The 25,221-nt window shown below is 60.7% G+C and carries 23 protein-coding genes; 16 read left to right on the forward strand and 7 right to left on the reverse strand.

All coding sequences use genetic code 11. The features are described from left to right. Positions 1–162 precede the first annotated feature (162 nt). From QU606_RS04650 to rpmE, 3 genes are all read right to left on the reverse strand, one after another. Positions 163–1,431 carry a malic enzyme-like NAD(P)-binding protein gene (locus QU606_RS04650; RefSeq protein WP_024072958.1) on the reverse strand — a complete coding sequence of 423 codons (1,269 nt, stop codon included), beginning with the start codon at positions 1,429–1,431 and terminating at the stop codon, positions 163–165. Between the two features lie 181 nt (positions 1,432–1,612). Continuing rightward, positions 1,613–2,419, reverse strand: a complete 807-nt coding sequence (locus QU606_RS04655) for a thermonuclease family protein (protein ID WP_304998151.1) — start codon at positions 2,417–2,419, stop codon at positions 1,613–1,615. Positions 2,420–2,433: 14 nt separating this feature from the next. Further along, positions 2,434–2,667 (reverse strand): 50S ribosomal protein L31, encoded by a 234-nt coding sequence (gene rpmE / locus QU606_RS04660; RefSeq protein ID WP_005784030.1) that lies wholly within the window; start codon positions 2,665–2,667, stop codon positions 2,434–2,436. 280 nt (positions 2,668–2,947) lie between these two features. Between rpmE and QU606_RS04665 the strand changes: the two genes are divergently transcribed. The 10 genes from QU606_RS04665 (at position 2,948) to QU606_RS04710 (ending at position 15,745) form a co-directional block, all read left to right on the forward strand. Further along, positions 2,948–5,167, forward strand: a complete 2,220-nt coding sequence (locus QU606_RS04665) for a primosomal protein N' (protein ID WP_304998152.1) — start codon at positions 2,948–2,950, stop codon at positions 5,165–5,167. Positions 5,168–5,277: 110 nt separating this feature from the next. Continuing rightward, positions 5,278–7,014, forward strand: a complete 1,737-nt coding sequence (gene argS / locus QU606_RS04670) for an arginine--tRNA ligase (protein WP_150054090.1) — start codon at positions 5,278–5,280, stop codon at positions 7,012–7,014. Position 7,015: 1 nt separating this feature from the next. Then, positions 7,016–7,717, forward strand: a complete 702-nt coding sequence (locus QU606_RS04675) for an SPOR domain-containing protein (protein ID WP_024072954.1) — start codon at positions 7,016–7,018, stop codon at positions 7,715–7,717. A gap of 257 nt (positions 7,718–7,974) precedes the next feature. Then, complete coding sequence (gene hslV, locus QU606_RS04680) at positions 7,975–8,505, forward strand: ATP-dependent protease subunit HslV (RefSeq protein ID WP_010563201.1); 531 nt, start codon at positions 7,975–7,977, stop codon at positions 8,503–8,505. A gap of 37 nt (positions 8,506–8,542) precedes the next feature. Continuing rightward, positions 8,543–9,880, forward strand: coding sequence for an ATP-dependent protease ATPase subunit HslU (hslU, locus tag QU606_RS04685; RefSeq protein ID WP_024072953.1), 1,338 nt, complete (start codon positions 8,543–8,545; stop codon positions 9,878–9,880). Positions 9,881–10,027: 147 nt separating this feature from the next. Beyond that, positions 10,028–10,405 carry a gamma-butyrobetaine hydroxylase-like domain-containing protein gene (locus QU606_RS04690; RefSeq protein ID WP_069075066.1) on the forward strand — a complete coding sequence of 126 codons (378 nt, stop codon included), beginning with the start codon at positions 10,028–10,030 and terminating at the stop codon, positions 10,403–10,405. Between the two features lie 249 nt (positions 10,406–10,654). Continuing rightward, positions 10,655–12,334, forward strand: a complete 1,680-nt coding sequence (phaC, locus tag QU606_RS04695) for a class II poly(R)-hydroxyalkanoic acid synthase (RefSeq protein ID WP_024072951.1) — start codon at positions 10,655–10,657, stop codon at positions 12,332–12,334. Between the two features lie 146 nt (positions 12,335–12,480). Beyond that, complete coding sequence (phaZ, locus tag QU606_RS04700) at positions 12,481–13,326, forward strand: poly(3-hydroxyalkanoate) depolymerase (protein ID WP_024072950.1); 846 nt, start codon at positions 12,481–12,483, stop codon at positions 13,324–13,326. An 88-nt stretch (positions 13,327–13,414) separates the two neighbouring features. After that, a complete protein-coding gene (gene phaC, locus QU606_RS04705; protein WP_168232209.1) occupies positions 13,415–15,097 on the forward strand; it encodes a class II poly(R)-hydroxyalkanoic acid synthase in 1,683 nt (560 codons plus the stop codon). A gap of 27 nt (positions 15,098–15,124) precedes the next feature. After that, positions 15,125–15,745 carry a TetR/AcrR family transcriptional regulator gene (locus tag QU606_RS04710; protein ID WP_024072948.1) on the forward strand — a complete coding sequence of 207 codons (621 nt, stop codon included), beginning with the start codon at positions 15,125–15,127 and terminating at the stop codon, positions 15,743–15,745. A 17-nt stretch (positions 15,746–15,762) separates the two neighbouring features. Here QU606_RS04710 and QU606_RS04715 read toward each other — a convergent pair whose 3' ends face one another. Next, entirely contained in the window at positions 15,763–16,458 is a 696-nt protein-coding gene (locus QU606_RS04715) for a response regulator transcription factor (protein ID WP_304998605.1), read from the reverse strand. A gap of 348 nt (positions 16,459–16,806) precedes the next feature. Between QU606_RS04715 and QU606_RS04720 the strand changes: the two genes are divergently transcribed. From QU606_RS04720 to QU606_RS04745, 6 genes are all read left to right on the forward strand, one after another. After that, entirely contained in the window at positions 16,807–17,385 is a 579-nt protein-coding gene (locus tag QU606_RS04720; protein ID WP_024072946.1) for a fimbrial protein, read from the forward strand. 68 nt (positions 17,386–17,453) lie between these two features. Further along, a complete protein-coding gene (locus QU606_RS04725) occupies positions 17,454–18,230 on the forward strand; it encodes a molecular chaperone (protein ID WP_304998153.1) in 777 nt (258 codons plus the stop codon). A gap of 8 nt (positions 18,231–18,238) precedes the next feature. Further along, positions 18,239–19,006 carry a molecular chaperone gene (locus QU606_RS04730; RefSeq protein ID WP_069075069.1) on the forward strand — a complete coding sequence of 256 codons (768 nt, stop codon included), beginning with the start codon at positions 18,239–18,241 and terminating at the stop codon, positions 19,004–19,006. A 211-nt stretch (positions 19,007–19,217) separates the two neighbouring features. After that, positions 19,218–21,722 (forward strand): fimbria/pilus outer membrane usher protein, encoded by a 2,505-nt coding sequence (locus tag QU606_RS04735; RefSeq protein WP_370531086.1) that lies wholly within the window; start codon positions 19,218–19,220, stop codon positions 21,720–21,722. Between the two features lie 56 nt (positions 21,723–21,778). Then, on the forward strand, positions 21,779–22,714 hold the full coding sequence (locus tag QU606_RS04740; protein WP_069075071.1) for a fimbrial protein: 936 nt from the start codon (positions 21,779–21,781) through the stop codon (positions 22,712–22,714). Between the two features lie 18 nt (positions 22,715–22,732). Then, complete coding sequence (locus QU606_RS04745) at positions 22,733–23,257, forward strand: fimbrial protein (protein WP_024072941.1); 525 nt, start codon at positions 22,733–22,735, stop codon at positions 23,255–23,257. An 80-nt stretch (positions 23,258–23,337) separates the two neighbouring features. On the opposite strand, the gene QU606_RS04750 is transcribed toward QU606_RS04745, so the two are convergent. The 3 genes from QU606_RS04750 to QU606_RS04760 all read right to left on the reverse strand — a co-directional run bounded on the left by QU606_RS04750 (position 23,338) and on the right by QU606_RS04760 (position 25,113). Continuing rightward, positions 23,338–24,297 carry a phasin family protein gene (locus QU606_RS04750; protein WP_304998155.1) on the reverse strand — a complete coding sequence of 320 codons (960 nt, stop codon included), beginning with the start codon at positions 24,295–24,297 and terminating at the stop codon, positions 23,338–23,340. Between the two features lie 12 nt (positions 24,298–24,309). After that, on the reverse strand, positions 24,310–24,732 hold the full coding sequence (locus QU606_RS04755; RefSeq protein ID WP_024072939.1) for a phasin family protein: 423 nt from the start codon (positions 24,730–24,732) through the stop codon (positions 24,310–24,312). 105 nt (positions 24,733–24,837) lie between these two features. After that, positions 24,838–25,113, reverse strand: a complete 276-nt coding sequence (locus QU606_RS04760; protein ID WP_024072938.1) for a polyhydroxyalkanoic acid system family protein — start codon at positions 25,111–25,113, stop codon at positions 24,838–24,840. Between the last annotated feature and the right edge of the window lie 108 nt (positions 25,114–25,221).

Raw genomic sequence — 25,221 nt, forward strand, 5'->3', positions numbered from 1 at the left:
CCCGATAGCAGTGGACCAGCCAGCTCATCGAGTGACTGACACACCGCCATCGGGCAAGCCCCCTTCCACATTGGGGCCTTCAAAAATCTTCAGATAACGGTCACCCAACAAAAAGCCCCGACTCGTGAGAGCCGGGGCTTTTTGTTGGTGCGCTACAACGGCTTAGCCGTTGAACACATCATCCACGCTTTGCAGCGGGTAGTTCTTCGGATACGGCAGGGTCGCCACACCGGTCTCGATGGCGGCTTTAGCCACGGCATCGGAGATCACGGTGATCAAGCGCTTATCCATTGGTTTCGGGATGATGTACTCACGGCCGAATTCCAGCTTGGCGCCACCGTAGGCATCGCACACATCCTGAGGGACTGGCAGCTTGGCCAGTTCACGCAGGGCGTTTGCAGCAGCCACTTTCATTTCTTCGTTGATACGCTTGGCGCGAACGTCCAAGGCACCACGGAAGATGAACGGGAAGCCCAGTACGTTGTTGACCTGGTTCGGGTAATCGGAACGGCCGGTGGCCATGATCACGTCGTCGCGGGTAGCGTGAGCCAGCTCCGGGGCGATTTCCGGGTCCGGGTTGGAGCAGGCGAACACGATCGGGTTGGCCGCCATGGCCTTCAGGCCTTCAGCGCTCAGCAGGTTCGGGCCGGACAGGCCGACGAACACGTCGGCACCGTCAAGGGCCTCAGCCAAGGTGCGCTTGGAGGACGGGTGGGCAAACATCGCCTTGTACTGGTTCAGGTCGGTACGCTCGGACTGGATCACGCCCTTGCTGTCGACCATGTAGATGTTTTCCAGCTTGGCGCCCATGCTGACGATCAGCTTCATGCAGGAGATGGCCGCAGCGCCAGCACCCAGGCAGACGATCTTGGCGTCAGCCAGGGTTTTGCCAGCGATTTCCAGGGCGTTGATCATGCCGGCCGCGGTAACGATCGCGGTGCCGTGCTGGTCATCGTGGAATACCGGAATGTCGCACTGCTCGATCAGGGCCTTTTCGATCTCGAAGCACTCAGGTGCCTTGATATCTTCCAGGTTGATGCCACCGAAGGTGATGGAAATGCGCTTAACGGTGTCGATGAAAGCCTGCGGGCTTTCGGAATCGACTTCGATGTCGAAAACGTCGATGCCGGCAAAGCGCTTGAACAGCACGCCTTTACCTTCCATGACTGGCTTGGAGGCCAATGGGCCGAGGTTACCCAGGCCAAGGATCGCGGTGCCATCGGAAATCACTGCAACCAGGTTGCCTTTGCCGGTGTACTTGTAGGCCAGCTCAGGGTCGCGGGCGATTTCACGTACGGGCTCGGCAACGCCAGGGCTGTAGGCCAGCGACAGGTCGCGGGCAGTGGCAGTGGCCTTGGTGAGCTCTACACTCAGCTTTCCTGGACGAGGATGGGCATGATATTCGAGAGCGGCAGTTTTCAAATCAGACATATCGGCATTCCGCTTTTACTGTTGGTCGACGGACCGCCGAGGATACTCGTGTCGCAAAGTCCCTACAAGACTGGGCAGTCACCGGTGTCAAGGGCCCTGCACTAAGACTTTCGGCCAAGAGCCACGGGATACAAGGGCTTAACTGTTCACAATCGACACAAAAAATGTCTACAATTTTTTCTCAAGGCGTGGTTTTCAACATGCCGGGGGCGGTCAGCGGCAGGAGCCAACGGGCCTGTCCACTTTTCAGGCCGCCACGTCGCGCACGATCCTGTACCCAGCCACGCGCCTCGATCGAGCGGCCTTGCAGACCATCGAGCAGCGTCGTGTCGAATTGACTGATCAAATCGGGCGCAATGCGTAATACCAGCGCCCCTTGCAATTCAATCCAGATTCCGCCGCGATTGCGCTCTATCCTGCTGACCCGGCCGCCGACCACGGCAAACCCGGAACGCTTGAGCTGCTCCGCGCTTTGCACCGGCGATTGGCGCCACACCCCCAGGCGTGCCTGGCGAGCGCTGTCTTCCGCCGCCTGCTGACAGGTGACAAGGTCGACATTCGGCGCCACGCCCACCTGGAAACCCAGGCCGTCGGCCAGCAGTTGCGCCTCCAGGTTCTCGCCGTTGGCACCGTAGAGGTGGGCCAGCGTGCGACCATAATGATCCTTGCGCTCACGCCCCGGCACCAGGCCCACGCGCCCCTCACTGGCGTCCACCAGTGTCTGCAGGCGCAGGCGGGCGGCAACGGCAAAAGGTTCGTCGGGGCGGCCCTTCTTACCGATTTCCGGCGCGTTGAGGCCGATCATACGCACGCTGCGGCCATCCTTGAGGCGCACCGTGTCGCCATCCACCACGCGCTGCACGTCTACGCGCGCCAGGGCCGCCGGTGCGGGGCAGAACACCTGGGCCTGGGCAGCCGACAGCCAAATCCCAGGCACAAAAAAGGCGCCCACAAGGGACGCCTTTTTCAACAGCTGGCAAAAGCCCATAAGGCCCTTGAGCCTTACTCTGCTGGAGTAGCAGCAGGCTTCTTGCCGAAAGCACCAAAGCGATCTGCGAAGCGCTGTACACGGCCGCCGGTGTCCAGAGTTTTCTGCTTACCGGTGTAGAACGGGTGGCACTCGTTGCATACGTCAGTACCCAGTGGCTTGCACAGGTTCGAGCGAGTTTCGAACTTGTTGCCGCAGCTGCAGGTTACTTCGATGGTTTCGTACGCTGGATGGATATCGGCTTTCATGGTGACTTCCTCGGGCTAGCGTGCCGCCACTCGACACTATTGTCGAATACCGCACGTAATTAGGCCGCGGATTCTACCAGACCTTTTTAAACGCGCAAGCGTCGACGCCCGTCGCCGGTAAAGATAAAAGCGCCTTTCATCAGAAAACAACGGCATAGCCTGGCCCTTGCGGGAGCGCTCTGGCTCGCGATGCAGGCACCGCAGTGCTGCATGCTCACCGCCGGTCTGCTAGTCTCCCGCCCCTGCGCCACCGCCTGCCCTTATAGATGAGACCCCCCGCGTGCCCGACGCCATCCTGCGCCTCGCCCTGCCCTCGCCCCTGCGCCGCCTGTTCGACTACCGGGCCCCAGCCGGTGTGCTGCGCGCGCAGTTGCAGCCGGGCATGCGCGTGCGCGTGCCGTTTGGCCGCAGGGAGATGATCGGCATCCTGGTGGAAGTCGCCGACCACAGCGAAGTGCCCGCCGAAAAACTCAAGCCCGCCGTGGCCATCCTTGATGCCACGGCGCCTCTGCCGCCCGCGCTGTTCAAGCTGTGCCTGTGGACCGCCCAGTATTACCAGCACAGCCTGGGCGACACATTGAGCTGGGCGCTGCCCGTACTGCTGCGCCAGGGCGAGCCGGCCGAGGCGCGCCAGGAGCGCTTCTGGTCGATGATGCCCGGCGCGCGCCTTGACGACCCACGCATCGCCCGTGCCCCGCGCCAGCGTGAAGCCCTCGCCACCCTGGCCCAGCACCCCCATGGCGTCGCGCATCAGCTATTAAGCAAGCTGATGCTGAGCAAAGACAGCCTCGACCTGCTGCTGGCCAAGGGCCTGGTGCAAGTGGAAATCCGCAAGCACGCCCCCGACCCACGCCACGAACACTGGCTGGCCCAGCCGGAATTGCCGCTCAACCCCGAACAACGCGCCGCGTACGAAGCCATTCGCGCCGGTTTCGACTGTTTCCACGCATTCCTGCTGGCCGGTGTCACCGGCAGCGGCAAGACCGAAGTCTATTTGCAGCTGATCCGCGAAACCCTGCAAGCCGGCAAGCAGGCGCTGGTGCTGATCCCCGAAATCAACCTGGGCCCGCAGACCCTGGCGCGTTTCGAGCAACGCTTCAACGCGCGTATCGCCCTGGTGCATTCGGCGGTCAACGACCGGGAGCGCCTGGAGTCCTGGCTGGCGGCGCGGGACGGCGAAGCAGACATCATTATCGGCACCCGTTCGGCGCTGTTCACGCCGATGAAAAATCCCGGGCTGATCATCATCGACGAGGAGCACGACGGCTCCTATAAACAGCAGGAAGGCCTGCGCTATCACGCCCGCGACCTGGCGCTGGTGCGCGCCCGCCAGGAAGACATCCCGATCGTGCTGGGCTCAGCCACGCCGTCCCTGGAAAGCCTGCACAACGCCTACACCGGTCGTTATGGGCTGCTGCGCTTGAATGAACGGGCCGGCGGCGCCAAACAGCCCCGCTTCCTGCGCCTGGACGTGAAAAGCCGCCCGCTGGACAGCGGGATTTCCGGCCCGATGCAGCAGGCCATCGGCCAGACCCTCGCTGCCGGCCAGCAAGTCCTGGTGTTTCTCAACCGCCGTGGCTTTGCGCCGACGCTGCTGTGCCATGACTGCGGCTGGATGTCCGAGTGCGAGCGCTGCGATGCGCGCATGACCGTCCACCAGCGCCATGGCGAACTACGCTGCCACCACTGCGGCCATGTGGAGCGCGTGCCACGCCACTGCCCGCAGTGCGGCAAGGTCGACCTGCGCCCGGTGGGTGCCGGCACTGAGCGCGCCGAAGAGCGCCTGGGCATTCTGTTCCCGGACTACCCGGTACTGCGGGTCGATCGCGACAGCACCTCGCGCAAAGACGCGATGAACCAACTGTTCGCCACGATCCAGAAAGGCCAGCCGTGCATCCTGGTGGGCACGCAAATGCTTGCCAAAGGCCATCACTTTCCCCGGGTGACCCTGGTTTCGATCCTGGATGCCGATGGCGGCCTGTTTTCCGGCGATTTCCGCGCCAGCGAGCGCATGGCACAACTGATCGTGCAGGTCGCCGGGCGCGCCGGGCGGGCCGAGGAGCCGGGCAAGGTGATCATCCAGACACACCTGGCCGACCATCCACTGCTGATTCAACTGACAGAACAAGGCTACTTCGCCTTCGCCGAGCAGGCGCTGAGTGAACGCCGCTCCGCTGGCCTGCCGCCCTTTGCGCACCTGGCGTTGCTGCGCGCCGAAGCCCACAAGCCGGGGCAGGCCGAAGGTTTTCTGGATGAAGCGTGCAGCGCTGCCGAACGCTTGCTCGGCGAACTGGGCCTGGGCGGCATCGAATTGCTCGGCCCCGTGCCCGCCCCCATGGAGCGCCGCGCCGGGCGTTATCGCGCTCAACTACTCCTGCAAGCCACCTCCCGCGCGCCCCTGCACCGGCTATTAAGTAGCTGGTTACTTGCGCTGGAGCAAATGCCCAGCGGCCGCCAGGTGCGATGGTCACTGGATGTAGACCCGGTAGATTTGTATTAAGCCTGGCCATAGGTCCCGCGAAGGTTGGCAAGCCCGCCCTCGCCACGGATAATGCCCAGTTTTTCCACCTGCGCATCGCGCACCGCCGCTTGCGGTCGAAAGAGAACACCATGAAAGACACCATTCGCCAGCTGATCCAACAAGCCCTCACCCAACTCGTCAACGAAGGTGTGTTGCCTGAAGGCCTGACGCCGGCGATCCAGGTGGAAAACACCCGCGACAAGACCCACGGTGACTTCGCCAGCAACATTGCCATGATGCTGTCCAAGCCCGCCGGCATGAAGCCGCGCGACCTGGCAGAGAAAATCATCGCCGCGCTGCCCGCCGACCCACAGGTGAGCAAGGCCGAAATCGCTGGCCCAGGCTTTATCAATATCTTCCAAAACACCCAGGCCCTGGCCTCGCGCCTCGACGCCGCGCTGGCCGATGCCAGGATCGGCACGCGCAAAGCGGGTGATACCCAGCGTGTGGTCATTGACCTGTCGGCGCCGAACCTGGCCAAGGAGATGCACGTGGGTCACCTGCGTTCGACCATCATCGGCGACGGCGTGGCGCGGGTACTGGAGTTCCTCGGTGACACCGTGATCCGCCAGAACCATGTGGGCGACTGGGGTACCCAGTTCGGCATGTTGATGGCCTACCTGCAGGAAAACCCGATCACCAGCAACGAGCTGTCGGACCTGGAGAACTTCTACCGCGCCGCGAAGAAGCGCTTCGACGAATCCGAAGAGTTCGCCGACCGTGCCCGTGGCCTGGTGGTCAAGCTGCAAGCCGGCGACAAGGAATGCCTGGAACTGTGGAGCCGCTTCCGCGATATCTCGCTGGCCCACTGCCAACACCTCTACGAACTGCTCAACGTCAAGCTGACCATGGCCGACGTGATGGGCGAAAGCGCCTACAACGACGACCTGATCAACGTGGTCAACGACCTCAAGGCCAAGGGCCTGCTGGTCGAGAGCAATGGCGCGCAGTGCGTGTTCCTCGAAGAATTCAAGACCGCCGATGGCGAGCCGCTGCCGGTGATCATCGTCAAGGCCGATGGCGGCTACCTCTACGCCACCACTGACCTGGCCGCCGTGCGCTACCGCAGCGGCGTGCTCAAGGCGGATCGTGCGCTGTATTTCGTCGACCAGCGCCAGGCCCTGCACTTCCAGCAGGTGTTCGAAGTGGCGCGCCGCGCCGGTTTCGTCACCCACCCGATGCACATGGAACACATGGGCTTCGGCACCATGAACGGCGCCGATGGCCGCCCGTTCAAGACACGCGACGGCGGCACCGTGAAGCTGATCGACCTGCTGACCGAAGCCCAGGAACGCGCCTACACCCTGGTGAAGGAAAAGAACCCGGAGCTGGCCGAGGCCGATCTGCGCAACATCGCCCGTGTGGTGGGCATAGACGCGGTGAAATATGCCGACCTGTCCAAGCATCGCACCAGCGACTACAGCTTCAACTTTGAACTGATGCTCAACTTCGAAGGCAACACCGCGCCGTACCTGCTGTACGCCTACACCCGCGTGGCCGGGGTGTTCCGCAAGCTGGGCAAGGATTTCAGCGAAGTGCAAGGGCGGATCGTGCTGGAAGCCCCCCAGGAACAGGAGCTGGGCGCCAAGCTGGCGCAATTCGGCGAAGTGCTGAACAGCGTCGGCGAGAAAGGCACGCCGCATATCCTGTGCACCTATTTGTACGAAGTAGCCGGGTTGTTCTCCAGCTTCTACGAGAACTGCCCGATCCTCAGCGCCGACGACGAAGCCCACAAGCAAAGTCGCCTGCGCCTCGCCGCACTGGCTGGACGGACCCTCAAGCAAGGCCTGGAACTGTTAGGCCTGGAAACCCTGGAGCGTATGTAAGTTGGCCGCCAAGAAAAAACCTGCCCCCAAGCGCGGCGCCAGCCGCTACCAGGCACCGGCAAAGAAGCCCATTCCGGGCTGGCTGTGGATGGCCATCGGCCTCACGGTCGGCGCGTTTATCGTGTTCCTGATGAAGCTGGACCCAGGCCAGGGCGATGACGTCAAACGCGTCAAGCAGGAGCAGCAAAAAGCCACGAAAATCGCCGAGGCCAACAAGACCACGCCAAGTCCGACCGCACCGGTGAAGCCGAAATACGACTTCTATACGTTGCTGCCGGAATCGGAAGTGATCGTGCCGCCTGACGCCGTGCCGGAAAAAACCCTGCCGACGCCACAAGTGCCGACCACCCCGGTAACCCCGGCGGAAGCGGCGAAAATCGACACCGCCCGGGCCCAGGCCGCGCTGGCCGGGATCACCCCGCCACCAGCACCACCGGTTGCGGAGACCAAGGCAGCGCCGGTGACCAAGTTCTTCCTGCAAGCGGGCTCCTTCCCGAAACAGGCGGATGCGGATCGTGTGCGTGCGCAGATCATCCTGCTGGGACAGTCGGTGACGGTAGAGTCCGGCACTGTGAAAGATGCGACCTGGTATCGCGTACTGGTGGGGCCGTTCAGCAACCGCGAACAGCTGACCGTGGCGCAGAAACAATTGGCGGGCGCGGGCTTTAGCAACCTGTTGTTACAACAACGCCAGAGCCGCTGATTCAAGCTCAACACCGATCAAAATGTGGGAGGGGGCTTGCCCCCGATAGCGGAGTGTCAGTCAATCAATCTGGTGACTGATACTCCGCCATCGGGGGCAAGCCCCCTCCCACATTGGTTCTTGGGTGTTCTCGAAAGTGTGTCAGACCGATAAACACCACTCGTCCGCCATAAACCCCTACGGTTGAAATCCCCCCCGCCACCCCCATATGAGTTTCCATCCGGGCATTTTCGCCCCGCTGCGTGGAGACTCTCCCCTTGACCACCATCGTTTCAGTACGTCGCCACGGCAAAGTCGTCATGGGTGGCGACGGCCAGGTTTCCCTGGGCAATACCGTGATGAAAGGCAACGCGAAAAAAGTGCGTCGCCTGTACCACGGCCAGGTGCTCGCCGGTTTCGCCGGTGCCACCGCCGATGCCTTCACCCTGTTCGAGCGTTTTGAAGGCCAACTGGAAAAACACCAGGGCCACCTCGTCCGTGCCGCCGTCGAGCTCGCCAAAGAATGGCGTACCGACCGCTCCCTCAGCCGTCTCGAGGCCATGCTGGCCGTCGCGAACAAAGACGCGTCGCTGATCATCACCGGCAATGGCGATGTGGTTGAGCCTGAACATGGCCTGATCGCCATGGGATCCGGCGGTGGCTACGCCCAGGCGGCGGCCAGCGCGCTGTTGAAGAAAACCGACTTGTCGGCCCGCGAAATCGTCGAGACCGCCCTGGGCATCGCGGGCGATATCTGCGTATTCACCAACCACAACTTCACCATTGAGGAGCAGGACCTCGCCGAGTAAGCCGTAGGCTTATTCCCGCTTGAGGGCCGCACACACTATGTCCATGACTCCCCGCGAAATCGTCCATGAACTCAATCGCCATATCATCGGCCAGGACGATGCCAAGCGCGCCGTTGCCATTGCGCTGCGTAACCGCTGGCGCCGCATGCAACTGCCCGAAGAACTGCGCGTTGAAGTAACGCCGAAGAACATCCTGATGATCGGCCCGACCGGCGTCGGTAAAACCGAAATCGCCCGGCGCCTGGCCAAACTGGCCAATGCACCGTTCATCAAGGTCGAAGCGACCAAGTTCACCGAAGTCGGCTATGTAGGCCGCGATGTCGAGTCGATCATCCGCGACCTGGCCGACGCGGCCCTGAAGCTGCTGCGCGAGCAGGAAATGACCAAGGTCAGCCTGCGCGCCGAAGACGCCGCCGAAGAACGCATCCTCGATGCCCTGTTGCCGCCGGCACGCATGGGCTTCAACGAAGACGCCGCACCGGCCTCGGACTCCAACACCCGCCAGCTGTTCCGCAAGCGCCTGCGCGAAGGCCAGTTGAACGACAAGGAAATCGAGATCGAAATCGCCGAAGTGTCCGGCGTCGACATCTCCGCGCCGCCTGGCATGGAAGAAATGACCAGCCAGTTGCAGAACCTGTTCGCCAACATGGGCAAGGGCAAGAAGAAAAGCCGCAAGCTCAAGGTGAAAGAAGCGCTGAAGCTGGTACGCGACGAAGAAGCCGGGCGCCTGGTCAATGAGGAAGAGCTCAAGGCCAAGGCCCTGGAAGCGGTCGAGCAGCATGGCATCGTGTTTATCGACGAGATCGACAAGGTCGCCAAGCGCGGTAACTCCGGCGGCGTCGATGTGTCCCGTGAAGGCGTACAGCGCGACCTGCTGCCGCTGATCGAAGGCTGCACCGTGAACACCAAGCTGGGCATGGTCAAGACCGACCACATCCTGTTTATCGCCTCCGGTGCATTCCACCTGAGCAAGCCAAGCGACCTGGTGCCGGAGCTGCAAGGCCGCCTGCCGATTCGCGTGGAACTCAAGGCGCTGACCCCAGGCGACTTCGAGCGCATCCTCAGCGAGCCGCACGCATCGCTCACCGAGCAGTACTGTGAGCTGCTGAAAACCGAAGGCTTGGGCATCGAGTTCCTGCCGGACGGTATCAAGCGCCTGGCGGAGATCGCTTGGCAGGTCAACGAGAAGACCGAGAATATCGGTGCTCGTCGCCTGCACACCTTGCTGGAGCGCCTGCTTGAGGAAGTGTCCTTCAGCGCCGGTGACCTGGCCGGTGCGCAGAATGGCGAAACGATCAAGATCGATGCCGACTACGTCAACAGCCACCTGGGTGAATTGGCGCAGAACGAAGATCTGTCTCGTTATATCCTGTAAGCCATATACAGGATCGCTTTGCTTTCATGTGGGAGGGGGCTTGCCCCCGATAGCGGTCTGTCAGAAAGATGTATGCCTGACTGACCACTGCTATCGGGGGCAAGCCCCCTCCCACATTTTGAGCCGGTTTATTCAGGATCATCATCAATGTCCAAATTTCCCACTGCTGTAAACCTGCACAAAACCTCCAACACCCTCGGCCTCACCTACGGGCCCGATGAGGCCTACCGGTTGCCCGCCGAATTCCTACGGGTTCACTCGCCTTCCGCCGAGGTCCAGGGCCACGGCAAACCCATCCTGCAATTCGGCAAGCTCAACGTGCGCTTGAGCAAGGTCGAACCGGCCGGCCAGTACGCACTGAAATTGACCTTCGACGACGGACATGACAGCGGACTGTTCACCTGGGACTACCTCTACCAATTGGCCGTGCGTCAGGACGCACTGTGGGCTGACTACCTCGCCGAGCTCAAGGCAGCCGGCAAAACCCGCGACCCGAGTCAGTCGGTCGTACGGCTGATGCTCTAGCCCAGGCTTCTTGCTCTTTAGAGGGCATTTTCTAATTTCATCTGCTTGAATGCCCTGTCGCGTGGCCAACGATTGGCCCGCTTGCGAAAAAAATTAAACTCGGGTAACCAATGGAACTGGCAAGTTCCCTGCATTTGACGATGCGGTATCAACGGTCACCCGAGTCGCAGTACCTGGCTTGTGTTGTGTATCGAAAACTGGTGCGCAGCGGTACCCGGTACTCGTCTTTCGGACAATGGAGCGTCGTAGATGAGTAACAAGAATAACGATGACTTGAAACGCCAGGCCTCGGAAAACACCCTGGGGCTCAACCCGATCATCGCGTTACGTAAAAAGGATTTACTGGCCTCGGCCAAGATGGTGCTGACCCAAGCCATCAAGCAGCCGTTGCACAGCGTCAAGCACGTCGCCCATTTTGGCGTTGAATTGAAGAACGTGATGTTCGGCAAATCGCAGCTGCAACCCGAAAACGATGACCGTCGCTTTCACGACCCGGCCTGGAGCCAGAACCCGCTGTACAAACGCTACCTGCAAACCTACCTGGCGTGGCGCAAGGAACTGCACGACTGGATCGGCGACAGCAACCTCTCGGAACAGGACATCAGTCGCGGCCACTTCGTGATCAACCTGATGACCGAAGCCATGGCCCCCACCAACAGCGCGGCCAACCCGGCGGCAATCAAGCGCTTCTTCGAAACCGGCGGCAAGAGCCTGCTCGACGGCCTGTCCCACCTGGCCAAGGACATGGTGCATAACGGCGGCATGCCGAGCCAGGTCAACATGGGCGCCTTTGAAGTCGGCAAGAGCCTGGGCACCACCGAAGGCGCGGTAGTGTTTCGCAATGACGTACTGGAGCTGATCCAGTACAAGCCGATCACCGAGCAGGTGCATGAGCGCCCGTTGCTGGTGGTGCCGCCGCAGATCAACAAATTCTATGTGTTCGACCTGAGCCCGGATAAGAGTCTGGCGCGCTTCTGCCTGCGCAATGGCCAGCAGACCTTTATCGTCAGTTGGCGCAACCCGACCAAGGCCCAGCGCGAGTGGGGCCTGTCCACCTACATCGAGGCGCTCAAGGAAGCGGTGGACGTGGTCACGGCGATTACCGGCAGCAAAGACATCAACATGCTCGGCGCCTGCTCCGGCGGCATCACCTGCACCGCCCTGCTGGGCCACTATGCCGCGCTGGGTGAGAAGAAGGTCAACGCCCTGACCCTGCTGGTGAGCGTGCTGGACACCACCCTGGACACCCAGGTGGCGCTGTTCGTCGACGAGCAGACCCTGGAAGCGGCCAAGCGCCACTCCTACCAGGCCGGTGTGCTGGAAGGCCGCGACATGGCCAAGGTGTTTGCCTGGATGCGCCCCAACGACCTGATCTGGAACTATTGGGTCAATAACTACCTGTTGGGCAACGAGCCGCCGGTGTTCGACATCCTGTTCTGGAACAACGACACCACGCGCTTGCCCGCCGCGTTCCACGGCGATCTGATCGAATTGTTCAAGAACAACCCACTGGTACGCGCCAACGCCCTGGAAGTGTGCGGTACACCGATCGACCTCAAGCAGGTCACCGCCGACATCTACTCCCTGGCCGGCACCAACGACCACATCACCCCGTGGCAGTCCTGCTACAAGTCGGCGCAGCTGTTTGGCGGCAAAGTAGAGTTCGTGCTGTCCAGCAGCGGGCATATCCAGAGCATCCTCAACCCACCGGGCAACCCCAAGGCACGCTACCAGACCAGCGACAGCCTGGCGGGCAAGCCGCTTGAATGGCAGGAGAATGCGACCAAGCACACTGACTCGTGGTGGCTGCATTGGCAGGCATGGCAGGCGGAAAGAGCGGGCAAGCTGAAGAAGGCTCCGACAACATTAGGCAATAAAACCTACGCCGCAGCAGAGGCGGCGCCAGGCACCTATGTGCACGAACGCTAGATTGAAATGCGTTCAAATGTGGGAGGGGGCTTGCCCCCGATAGCGGTGGACCAGTTGATCCTGTGGTGACTGATACACCACCATCGGGGGCAAGCCCCCTCCCACACTGACCTCACTCGGACTGCAATACTTCACAGGGCTTGAGCATGCCGCAACCGTTCATCTTCCGTACCATCGACCTGGATGGCCAGACCATCCGCACGGCGGTACGCCCGGGCAAGCCCCACTTGACACCGTTGCTGATCTTCAACGGCATCGGCGCCAACCTTGAGCTGGTGTTTCCGTTCGTCCAGGCCCTGGACCCGGACCTGGAAGTGATTGCCTTCGATGTGCCGGGGGTGGGCGGTTCGTCCACGCCCAAACGGCCGTATCGTTTCCCTGGCCTGGCCAAGCTCACCGCGCGCATGCTCGATTACCTGGATTATGGCCAGGTGAATGTGGTGGGTGTGTCCTGGGGCGGCGCGCTGGCGCAGCAATTTGCCTATGACTACCCGGAGCGTTGCAAGAAGCTGATCCTCGCCGCCACCGCCGCCGGTGCGGTGATGGTGCCGGGCAAGCCGAAAGTGTTGTGGCTGATGGCCAGCCCCCGGCGGTATATCCAACCGTCCCACGTGGTGCGCATTGCGCCGATGATTTATGGCGGCTCGTTCCGCCGCGACTCGAAACTGGCCGCCGAGCACGCCAGCAAAGTGCGCTCGGCCGGCAAGCTGGGCTACTACTGGCAACTGTTCGCGGGGCTGGGCTGGACCAGCATCCACTGGCTGCACAAGATCCGCCAGCCGACCCTGGTGCTGGCCGGGGACGACGACCCGCTGATCCCGCTGGTCAACATGCGCATGCTGGCCTGGCGCATTCCCAACGCACAGTTGCACATCATCGATGACGGCCACCTGTTCCTGATCACCCGGGCTGAAGCCGTGGCACCGATCATCATGAAATTTCTCGAGGAGGAGCGCATGCGGGCCGTGATTCACCCGCGACCAGCGGTGTAAGGACCACACCGCCGCGCAACTTGCCGAGAACCGACTATGGTTCTGAATTGGCGTGCCTGTTGATGGCTTGACGAAGGAGTGTTGGCTCATGCGAGAAAGACCCGTGACGAACCCGGCGCCCACCCCCGCCGCGTTCATCAACGCGCAAAACGCGATCACCGGCCTGCACGGTCGGGATTTGCTGTCGACCCTGCGCAGCGTTGCCGCCCACGGCTGGCGTAACCCGCTGCACACCGCCCGTCACGCCCTGGCCCTGGGCGGTCAGTTGGGGCGCGTGCTGCTGGGTGAGACCGTGCATGAGCCCAACCCGCGCGACAGCCGCTTCACGGACCCGACCTGGACGCTCAACCCCTTCTACCGACGCAGCCTGCAGGCCTATCTGAGCTGGCAGAAAGAAGTCCGCCACTGGATCGACGACAGCACCCTGAGCAGCGACGACCGGGCCCGTGCGCACTTTGCCTTCTCGCTGCTCAACGACGCCGTCTCCCCCTCCAACACCCTGCTCAACCCGCTGGCCGTCAAGGAGTTGCTCAACTCCGGCGGCAACAGCGTGGTGCGCGGCGTGAGCAACCTGCTCGACGACCTGCTGCACAACAACGGCCTGCCGCGCCAGGTGACCAAGCAGGCGTTCGAAGTCGGCAAGACCGTGGCCACGACCCCAGGCTCGGTGGTGTTTCGCAATGAGCTGCTGGAGCTGATCCAGTACAAGCCCATGAGCGAAAAACAGTACGCCAAGCCGCTGCTGATCGTGCCGCCGCAAATCAACAAGTACTACATTTTCGACCTGAGCCCGACCAACAGCTTTGTGCAATACGCACTGAAGAACAGCCTGCAAACCTTTATCGTCAGTTGGCGCAACCCGGATGTGCGTCATCGCGAATGGGGCTTGTCCACGTATGTGGCGGCGCTGGAGGAAGCGCTCAACGTCTGCCGGGCCATCACCGGTGCACGCGAAGTCAACCTGATGGGCGCCTGCGCCGGGGGCCTGACCATTGCCGCCCTGCAAGGCCATTTGCAGGCCAAGCGCCAGTTGCGGCGCATCTCCAGCGCCAGCTACCTGGTGAGCCTGCTGGACAGCCAGATTGACAGCCCCGCCACCCTGTTCGCCGACGAACAAACCCTCGAAGCCGCCAAGCGCCGTTCCTACCAGCAAGGCGTGCTCGAGGGCCGCGACATGGCCAAGGTGTTCGCCTGGATGCGTCCCAACGACCTGATCTGGAACTACTGGATCAATAATTACCTGCTGGGCAAGGAACCGCCGGCCTTCGACATCCTGTATTGGAACAACGACAACACGCGCCTGCCCGCCGCACTGCATGGCGACCTGCTGGACTTCTTCAAGCACAACCCCCTGAGCCACCCCGGTGGCCTGGAGGTATGCGGCACGCCTATCGATTTGCAGAAGGTCACGGTAGACAGCTTCAGCGTGGCCGGGATCAACGACCACATCACGCCGTGGGACGCGGTGTACCGCTCCACCCAGTTGCTCGGCGGCGACCGGCGCTTCGTGCTGTCCAACAGCGGGCATATCCAGAGCATCCTCAACCCGCCGGGTAACCCCAAGGCCAACTATGTCGAGAACCCCAAGCTGAGCAGCGACCCACGGGCCTGGTACTACGACGCCAATCACGTCGAGGGCAGCTGGTGGCCGCAGTGGCTGGAGTGGATCCAGCAACGCTCAGGCGTACAGCGCGAAACCCTCACCGCCCTGGGCAACCAGAATTACCCACCGATGGAAGCGGCGCCGGGCACTTACGTGCGCGTGCGCTGAGCTCAACGATCACATTAAGAAGACTGGATGAAGACCCGCGACCGTATCCTTGAATGCGCCCTGCAGCTGTTTAACCAGAAGGGCGAACCGAACGTGTCGACCATGGAGGTGGCCAATGAAATGGGGATCAGCCCCGGCAACCTCTACTACCACTTCCATGGCAAGGAGCCACTGGTGCTCGGGCTGTTCGAGCGCTTCCAGAGTGAGCTGATGCCCCTGCTCGACCCACCGGCAGACGCCCAACTGGAAGCCGAGGACTATTGGCTGTTCCTGCACTTGATCATCGAGCATATGGCTCACTACCGTTTTTTGTTCCAGGATCTGTCAAACTTGGCGGGGCGCCTGCCGAAACTGGCCAAGGGCATTCGCAACCTGCTCACTGCGCTCAAGCGCACCCTTGCATCGCTGCTTGCGCACTTGAAGGCTGCGGGGCAATTGGTCAGCGATACCCAGGCGCTGGGGCAATTAGTGGAACAGATCACCATGACCCTGCTGTTCTCCCTGGACTATCAACGGATTCTCGATCGTGAAGGGGAGGTACGGGTGGTGATATATCAAATCATGATGCTGGTGGCCCCCCATCTGCTGCTACCGACACGACAGGCGACCGAGCGGTTGGCGCTGCGTTATCTGGAGGATGCGGTTTAACGGAGTGTTCAATACGGTCAGCCAAACTCCCCGAACTGCTGGGTAAACCTGAACAGTTCGCTGTCGCTCTTGATGCCCAACTTTCGATACGCCGATTGTTTTTGTGTACTGATCGTACTGACGCTGCGCGAGAACTTTGCCGCAATTGAATTCACAGACATCCCATCCAGAAAACACCGCAGAACTTCCTGCTCTTTTGGCGTAAGGCAGGCGTTCAACCATGACGAAGTTGAAAACTCCATGTTCGACGGTTTATGGGCAACATCAATAAGTGATTGCATACTCTGCAACGCTGGCATCATGCAGGGGTGCAGATAAATACGCCCCTGGGCCACCGTTCGAATCGCCGTAACCAACTCGCTCATGTTCTGGGTTTTGCCCAGTACCCCCCAACAACCCGCCTTCAAAGACATTGAAACAGTGGCGGGCGTGTAGTGTGAACATACAATCAAGGGCCTGCACTGGCGAAAACGTCGGTTCAACGTCTGGATCAAACTGAGGCCGTCGATTTCCGACGGCGCCAGAATAAAGTCCATGACCACCACATCCGCCGGCCGCAGGGTCAGCGCCTCCAGCAATTGCTTCCCCGTGCCGAAGGAGCCGATCACGCTGAGGTCGGCCTCTTTTCTCAAGCCCAACTCGATCCCCTGCCGAACCATCTCATGATCATCCAACAGAACGACGGTATATGGATTGGAACTTGAAGTCGGCATAAAGATACCCGCATGAATAAATGCAGCATCGAACCCACAATCACCCATTGTTTCTAGCCCGGTATAGCCCAGCCATGCACAGGGTTCAATACAGGCACGCAATAAGCCCCGCCACTTCCTACAGAAACAACTGAAAGAATATTCCCAATAGAACAGTAAAAACCCAAATTACAGCCGAAAAAAAATTTAACTAAAACAGCATGCTTTCGAACAATTTCGAACTAAAACTCGTCACGCTCCTATAGAAGTCATTCACGTTTAGATACAAATTACAGCCACCCGCCACTCAACACATGCTGTGTTTCAACCCGTGGCTGGCAACACCTGTCATTCATCAGTGGAAATGTCATGAACGTAAATGTTTTATCTACTGTCGCGGCCGCATTGGCCTTGACTGTTGCTGTATCACACTGCGCGCACGCTGCAGATGGCGTTATGAACTTCAGCGGCCTGGTCACCGATGTGACTTGCACGGTCGAGGGTGCGGCACCGGGCACCGGGGCTGTGGTCAAGGACGTCAACCTGGGCGGGGTTTCTGCCGCGCGCTTGGCGAAACCGGGTGATCGCGCCAACCTCACAGGCTTCACCATTCGCATTGGCGCGCCTGGCGAAGGCAGCTGCACCAACGGTCGCACCGCCATGGTTGCATTCGATCCCACCAGCCCCGCCATTGATGTGGCGACCGGCCGTTTGAACATCGATGGCCATGATGACCCGTCCGACACAACCAATGCCAAGAACGTACAGGTTGAAGTGACTAAACGCGATGGCTCGCCCCTGAACGTATACACCGAAAAATCTGAAGGCGTGGTAATCGCCGACAACCAGGCATTGATCCCACTGGCCGCACAAATGTATGCCAGCGGCGCGTCCACTGAAGGTACGGTCAAGACTCGGGTCGGCTTTACGATCGTGTACGCCGATTAAGGTGTGTAGACAACGGACCTGCAGCCGTCAGGCAGGTCCTCCCCTGACCCGAAGAGACCTCTGACACCATGAAAAGAATGGTCTGCCTCGCATTTGCAGCCTGTGGATTTGGGTTGCTCCCACCGCTGGCGCCCCCAGCCCATGCCGGCGTGATTATTTACGGTACCCGCGTGATCTTCCCGGCGGAACAACGAGAGGTCGTCGTGCGCCTGGAGAACAAGGGAGACCGTCCGGCGCTGGTGCAATCCTGGCTGGATACGGGCAATCCACACTCAACACCGAGCACAACGCAAACGCCGTTCACCCTTTCGCCGCCGATCTTCCGCATTGAGCCGCATCAGCAACAGGCGTTGCGCCTACGCTACTCCGGCGAACCAGCACCTGCCGATCGCGAAAGCCTGTACTGGCTGAATGTGCTGGAAGTACCGCCGCGCACCGCCAATACAGAACAAAACAACCAGATCGAACTGGCGTTCCGTACCCGCGTGCGCGTGTTCCTGCGGCCCGATGCATTGCCCTACCCGGTGAGCAGCGCCCCATCAAAACTGCAATGGGCACTGGTGGCCCACGAGCAGGGCTATGCGCTGCAAGCGACCAACCCGACGCCCTACCATATCTCCCTGACCTCGGTTGACTTGCTGAGCGGCGGCAAACGCTTCAGCAAAGCGGCAAACAAGGATGCCAACGATGGCCTGCTCATGCCGGCCGGTGACATCAAATTGTTTGCACTGCCGCTGCTGCGCAGTCGCCCCAACGATGTGGCAGAAGTCGAGTTCACCAGCGTCAGTGACTTCGGTGCCCGCGTGCGCCACTCGGCCCCCCTTGCCCCTCCAGCCGCCAGATGAATACCCAGATGAACGCGCGCTCCATTTCATACTTGTCAGTCAAGTTCATGGCCTTGGTTTTCGTGCTGTCGGGCAGCACTGCCGCACACGCGAGTGTTGTCATCGACAACACCCGTATTGTCTACCCGCAGCACGCCAAGGAGGTGACGGTCAGGCTTGAAAGCAAGAATCAGGCACCGGTGTTGATCCAGGCCTGGCTGGACAAGGGCGACGAGCACTCGACACCGGACCTGACCGGCATTCCTTTTATTGCCACCCCTCCCATTTTTCGTATGGAGCCAGGCAAACAACAGGTCATGCGCCTGGCGTATACGGGAGAGGCCTTGCCGTCGGCCCAGGAAAGCCTGTTTTGGTTCAATGTGCTCGAGGTACCCGCCCAATCGCAAGGCCCCGAACACAGCAACCAGTTGCAGCTCGCCTTCCGCTCTCGGATCAAGCTGTTTTTCCGGCCGCCCAACCTGCCTTACGGCGCCGACGCCGCCCCCGGAAAACTGCAATGGCGTCGCGAATTGACCGAGCAAGGCCAAGTCCTGGAGGTCTATAACCCCACGCCTTACTACGTGACTTTCGAACAGGTCCAACTGCTCGAGGCCCAGCACGGCCCTACCCACCAGGCCTCCACCTCAGGCACCGCGAATATGGTGATGCCCGGCGGTCGCAGCCGTTTTGAACTGCCCAACCTCAAGTCGCCGCCAGGCAACGCGGCAACCGTGGAGTTTCAGACGCTGGATGACTTCGGAGTAACGGTCTCTCACCGCGCCAAGGTCTCCACATGACCACCTGACGCCGCCGCCTCGCGAGCCGCCATCGCCTGGCGGGTCACGCAGCTCACTTCATTACCTACGTTCGGTTGATGCCCATTGCTCAGGGCAGGGCTTCCCTTTGCCCACATTCGGACAGCACCTTTTTTTGAGAATGCCAAACATGAGTTTGAACACGCCCGTCAGGGTGAGAAACGGGTCCCTGATACGTCGTCGATTACCGTTCATGGCGCGTGGCCTGATACTGCTGACCAGCGCTCACGCCTGGGGTGCAGGCGCTGTCGAGAATGTCGAATTCAACCCCGCCTTCTTCCCGGATGCCGTCAGAGGCCGACAGGTTGATATTTCAAAGTTCAGCCAGGGCAACGTTGTTCTGCCCGGAAGCTACCGCATCGATATTTATCTGAACGGTCAGTGGATCGGGCGGGAAACCCTGTCATTCGTTGCGGTGCAAGGCCGAGACTCTGCACAAATGTGCCTGGAGCGCGAAGCGCTTCTGCGGTTTGGAATCCAGGTGGATGCGCCGCACAATCAACCCACCGAACCCGCTCAAGCACCGCGTCGTACCTTTGCCAGCTGCGATGATATTTCGTCCTACCTGCCGGGCAGCAGCAGCCAGTTCGACGCCGGCGAAAACCGCCTGGCGCTGCAGGTTCCGCAGATCTACCTGGCGCGCAAGGCGCGGGGCTATGTCGACCCACAACATTGGGACAGTGGGATCGACGCCGCCTTTGTACGCTACAACGCCAACACGTTTGTGACCCGTACGAATGGCCGCTCGCTCGACTCCCAGTACCTGGGGCTGAACACCGGGCTCAACCTGGGCGATTGGCACTGGCGTCATAACGCCAGCTTCAACCGCACCGACTCCACTTCGAAGTACCAAAGCAGTGCCACCTATGTGCAGCGGGAACTGAGCCCGCTCCAGTCACAGTTGATGATGGGAGAAACCTACACGCCAGGCGATCTGTTCGACAGTGTGCGCCTGCGGGGGATCAGCCTGTTCAGCGATGATCGGATGCTGCCGGACTCCCAGACAGGTTTTGCGCCGGTCGTGCGCGGCATCGCCGAGACCAATGCGCGGGTCACGGTGCGCCAGCGCGGCGTGTTGCTGGATGAAGTTTCCGTCGCCCCTGGCCCCTTCGTGCTCAACGACCTGTTTCCCACCGGCTATGGTGGCGATCTGACCGTTACGATCACCGAGGCCGATGGTCGTCAACGCGAGTTCATCGTTCCGTTCGCCGCCAACGCCAACCTGCTGCGTACGGGCTATCACCGTTACGCACTGAGTGTCGGCCAGTTGGATGAAATTGGCCTGCGCCACCCACCCAAGCTGATGCAAGCCACTTACCAACATGGCCTCAGCAACCTGCTGACCGGCTATACCGGCGCGGTGCTGGGCGAAGACTACCGGTCCCATTTGTTGGGTACAGCGTTCAATACCCCGTTTGGCGCGCTGTCCATTGACCTGACCCATTCGAATGCAACGTTGCCGGGCCACGGGTCCCGTGACGGACGAAGCGTGCAGTTGCGCTACAGCAAGAACTTCACCGAGACCGGCACCCACTTTGCCCTCGGCGCCTATCGCTACTCCACCGAAGGTTTCCTGAGCGCTGCCGATGCCGCCCGGGTTCGCGACCTAGCCATAGACGGAGGCAACCTGGAGCACGTATCGCGTTTGCGCGACAGGATGGACATCAGCCTCAATCAAAGCCTGGGCAACGGATCGATATACCTTACCGGCTCGTCGCAGAACTATTGGAACCGCAAAAGCGGCAACCTGACGTTCACCACTGGGTACACGGGCAGTTGGAAGGGCCTGCACTACACCGTCAGCGCCCAGCGCACCAAGGACTTACTCAGTGAGCGGATCGACCAGCAATTGGAGCTGACCCTGAGCCTGCCCTTGGGCAGCGGCGCACGCACACCGACCTTGACCACCACCGCGTATCGCGGCAACCAAGGCGACGGCGAGCGGTTGAGCCTGGGCGGCACTCTGGGTGAGCGCAACGAGTTCACCTACGGGATAGGGGCCAGCCGGGTACAGGGTGCCAGTACGGCGACGAGCGCTGACGCGAAGTACCAGACCAGCCAGGGGGTGGTGTCCGCCGGTTTCGGGCAGGGCAACACCTACCGCGCGATGTCGCTCGGCATGACCGGCGGTATCGTTGCCCATGCAGAGGGCGTGACTTTCGCCCCGGAGCTGGGCGACACCATCGGTGTCGTCCAGGCGCCGGATGCCCAGGGTGCGCGGATCAATGGCAACCACAGCGCCCAGGTCGGCCGGAGCGGCTTTGCCGTGGTGCCCCACCTCACGCCGTATCGACAGAACGCGGTGGAACTCGACCCCAAAGACCTATCGGTGGATGTGGAACTCAAGACCGCTGCGCAAAACGTCGCACCGCGTGCCGGTTCAGTGGTGAAGCTGCAGTTCGCTACCGTCAGCGGTCAAGCCATCTTGATCACGGCACTGCGCGACGATGCCAGCCCACTGCCGTTCGGTTCGGACGTATTCGATGAAGACGGCGCCAGCGTCGGCATTGTCGGCCAGGGCGGTAAAGCCTTTGTGCGAGTGGCGCGTGCGCAGGGGCGGCTAACCGTCAAATGGGGGGGCGATACCGAGGACTCTTGCCGGCTGCAATACCGCCTGGGCACAGGGCCGAAGGCGAATGGCTCAGCGCGTTTGCGCCATCTGGACGCAGGCACTTGCAAAACCCATACGAGCGGTTGATTGGGCGCAAGCCTGCATGTTGCCGCAGCCCCTCTATTTCTCCTAGCGGACTGAAGATGAAACATTCCACCAAACTCGTTTCGACCCTCGCGACCCTTGCGCTGCCAATCGCCGCGCAAGCGGCATGCACCCGGTATCCCGATGCAACGCTGACGCTGAACATGCCGACGACTATCACCGTACCGGACAACCTGCCTGTCGGGAGTGTCATCACCCGCCAGACATTCAGCGGTACGTCAGAAGCCTTTTTTGCCGATTGCGGGCCGACCCTGAGAACAATCATCGGCCGATACCCACGCCAAACAGACCCGGCAACAGGCGCTTATCAAACCGAGGCGCCGGGGGTTGGGCTGCACGTCAGATTGAAATGGGCCGATGGAGGCCCCGCAACCTTTGGGTTACATAGCCAAACAGGCGCGATACCCCCTGGGCGGGTTCCCAGCTTCATCGCCGCAGAGGCCTTGTTCTACAAAACCGGTCCTGTCACGGACGGAACAGTGCCTGGCGGGTTCCTCTGGTCGGACAGATGGGGCAGCGTTCCAGACAAATTCACCCTGATGCTGGGCAACTCGGTTCGCTTTATCAGGCCCGCGGCCACCTGCGACCTGGCAGCCGGCGACGTAAACCGCACGATTACACTTCCCGCCATCAAGGTCAGCGATTTGGACAAGGCCGTCCATGCGGGCGCACACAACTTTGAACTGATCGCCAACTGCAGCAATGCCGCCAACGTCACCTTCCGCTTCAGCGGCACGCCCGCATCGGGGAACAACGCGCTCTTCGCCAATACAGGCACGGCCAAGGGCGTCGCATTGTGGCTGTACTCACGCATCAATGGCGTGCCCCAGAACATCAGCATCAATGGCGAGCGCACGCTGGCGGTTTCCGGCAACCGTGCAGTTTTGCCGCTCGGTGCCGCTTATCACAAAAACGGTACGGTGAGCCAAGGCACGCTGGTGAGTACCGCCACCGTCAACATTACCTACAACTGAAACCCTGAGAACGACCCGATGAAGATCCCACCCCTGCCCCTGCTGCTGGTTATTACGGCGAGCCTTGTCCACATCACGGCCCAGGCCGCAACGACAGGCACCTTGCGTTTTACCGGCCAGGTCAACGCCGGCACCTGTAACCTGGCGGCCGGCGATGTGAACCGCACCATTACGCTGCCAACCGTCAAGATTTCAGACTTCGACAAGAGTGCTTCGGCAGGCTCGCACGACTTCGAAATATCCGCCGACTGCGAATCGGACATCCGCAACGTGGTTTTCCTGTTCGCCGGCACCCCATCCACCGGGAACGCTGCACTGTTTGCCAATACCGGAACGTCGGCCGGCACGGCTCTTTGGCTGGCACATCGTGCGACCTCTGTTGATGCCATCCCTGCCAACGGCACCGCCGCTCAGCGCAGCCGGACGATTGCGACAAGCAACAAAAAAGCCGTCATACCGCTCAACGCGGCCTACTATAAAATCGGTGCGATCACCCAGGGAACCCTGGCCAGCGCGGTGACCGTATCGATCACGTACAACTGATGGCGACTTAAGCGGCTGCGCCCTGGGCAAAAAAAATGCCTGACCTTTGCGGGTCAGGCATTTTTATGTCCCGGAAGAAATCAGGACTGACTGGATGGCGTCGGGGTAACCGGCACTGCAGTCGGAGCCACAGCTGCGGGCGTCGGTGCGGACACCGAGTTGGCCGTGGAAGCAGTGGATGCAGGTGCACTGGCAGGTTTGGCCGCTACAGCTGGCTTGGGCGCCGCTGGTTTTTTAGCCGCAGCTGGCTTCTTCACGACGGCCGGTTTGGCCGCTGGCTTGGCTGCAGGTTTTGCAGTGGCTGCCTTGGCAACGGGTTTGGCGGCTGCGGTTTTAGCTGCTGGCTTGGCGGCGGGTTTAGCAGCTGCCTTGGCTGCTGGTTTAGCTGCAGGTTTAGCTGCTGGCTTGGCAGCCACTTTTGCGGCCACTGGTTTAGCGGCAGGCTTGGCGGCCGGTTTGGCCGCTGCGGTTTTTGCCGCTGGCTTGGCTGCTGGCTTGGCGGCAGCTTTGGCTGGAGCCTTGGCAGCCGGCTTGGCGGCAGCTTTTACCAGAGGCTTGGCAGCGGCTTTCGCGGCGGGCTTGGCAGCAGCGATTTTAGCGGCAGGCTTGGCTGCCGGTTTGGCGGCTGCGGTTTTCACCGGAGTCACTTTGGCGCCGGTGAGCTTTTCGATCTGCTTGGTCAGGGTATCGACCTTGCTATGCAACGCCTTCAATTCCGCTTTGCTTGGCACCCCAAGCCGCGAAATAGCACTGTGGAGGCGTTTATCGAACGTCTCTTCCAACTTGCCCCAAGTGTCAGAAATGCTCGACTTGGCGGAGCCGGCAGTTGCCTTCGCCGCTTCAACTTTTTTACCCACCGTGCTCTTGGTCAACTTCTCGGCTTTCTCGCCGTCTTTAACCAGCGTCTCGAAGAGTTTGCTGCCGTCACTGTCGATCTTCGAGTAAACGCCTAAACCAGCGAGCCAGATTTTGCGGGAATATTCTTCAACTTTCCCGACCCACGAGCTGCCTTCTTTCTGAGTAGTCTTTTTAACAGCCATCCCGATGTCTCCTTAGTGTTTACGCGCGACACGTTCGAGCAATGCCGTCAGCTCTTCGAGCTTAGCAGAGAGTGTCTCCACGTCATGTTTAGTCGCAATGCCGATTCGATTCAAGGCACTTGCAACACGAGTATCAAAAGCTTTTTCAACTTTATCCAGCTGAACTTCAACCAGGCCTTTGACGCTGGAGACATTACTCTTTACTTGGTCAATCTGACTATTGGCAGCATCAAGTTGTTCAACTACAACTTTTTTGCCTTTACTTTCAACATGTTGGCCAGTTTTAACCAGCTCTTTGAAGTACTCGCCGCCCTCGCTTCCGACCTTGGCGTAGGCCCCAAGACCTGCCAGCCAGATCTTGCGGGCGTAGCTTTTAACGTCACTCAGGGCAGTGGTCTGAGCGTCGATTTTTTTCTTCAGGATAACTTTGGCCATGGTGCACCTCACGCAGAATAGGGTGGAGGAACGGCCCACAGGAGTTGAGGGCTTGGGCACAAAGTAGGTTGAAAAATTAGAATCGGCACCCTAAGAGCAATCGGATCAGGCCAGGGCTTTATCCAGGGCTTTCTCGATTTCGGACTTGATGGTGCCACTCATGGCCGACATCAACAGGCCCAGTTCCACATCAATACGCAGCGAATCATCCGCCACCCACACCGTGCCTTTAACCCCCGAACGCTTGAGGTTCAAGGTGTCGCCAGACCACGACGGCTCCAGGCCATATTGCTCCTGGAGTTTGCTCGCCAACTTTTCGGCCTTGGCGCGTGCGCCTTCTTTACCCAGGGAATGTGCGCGCTCAACGGTAATACGGGCCATTGCAATGACTCCTCTTTATAACGACTGGAACACCCGCCATGCGGCAAAAGGTCTCGGTGGCCCTCTATCTTACCTTCAGCCTTGCCAAGACAAAGCAGGCCTTGGGGA

This window comes from Pseudomonas sp. OVF7, assembly GCF_030644265.1.
GTDB lineage: Bacteria > Pseudomonadota > Gammaproteobacteria > Pseudomonadales > Pseudomonadaceae > Aquipseudomonas > Aquipseudomonas gorinensis.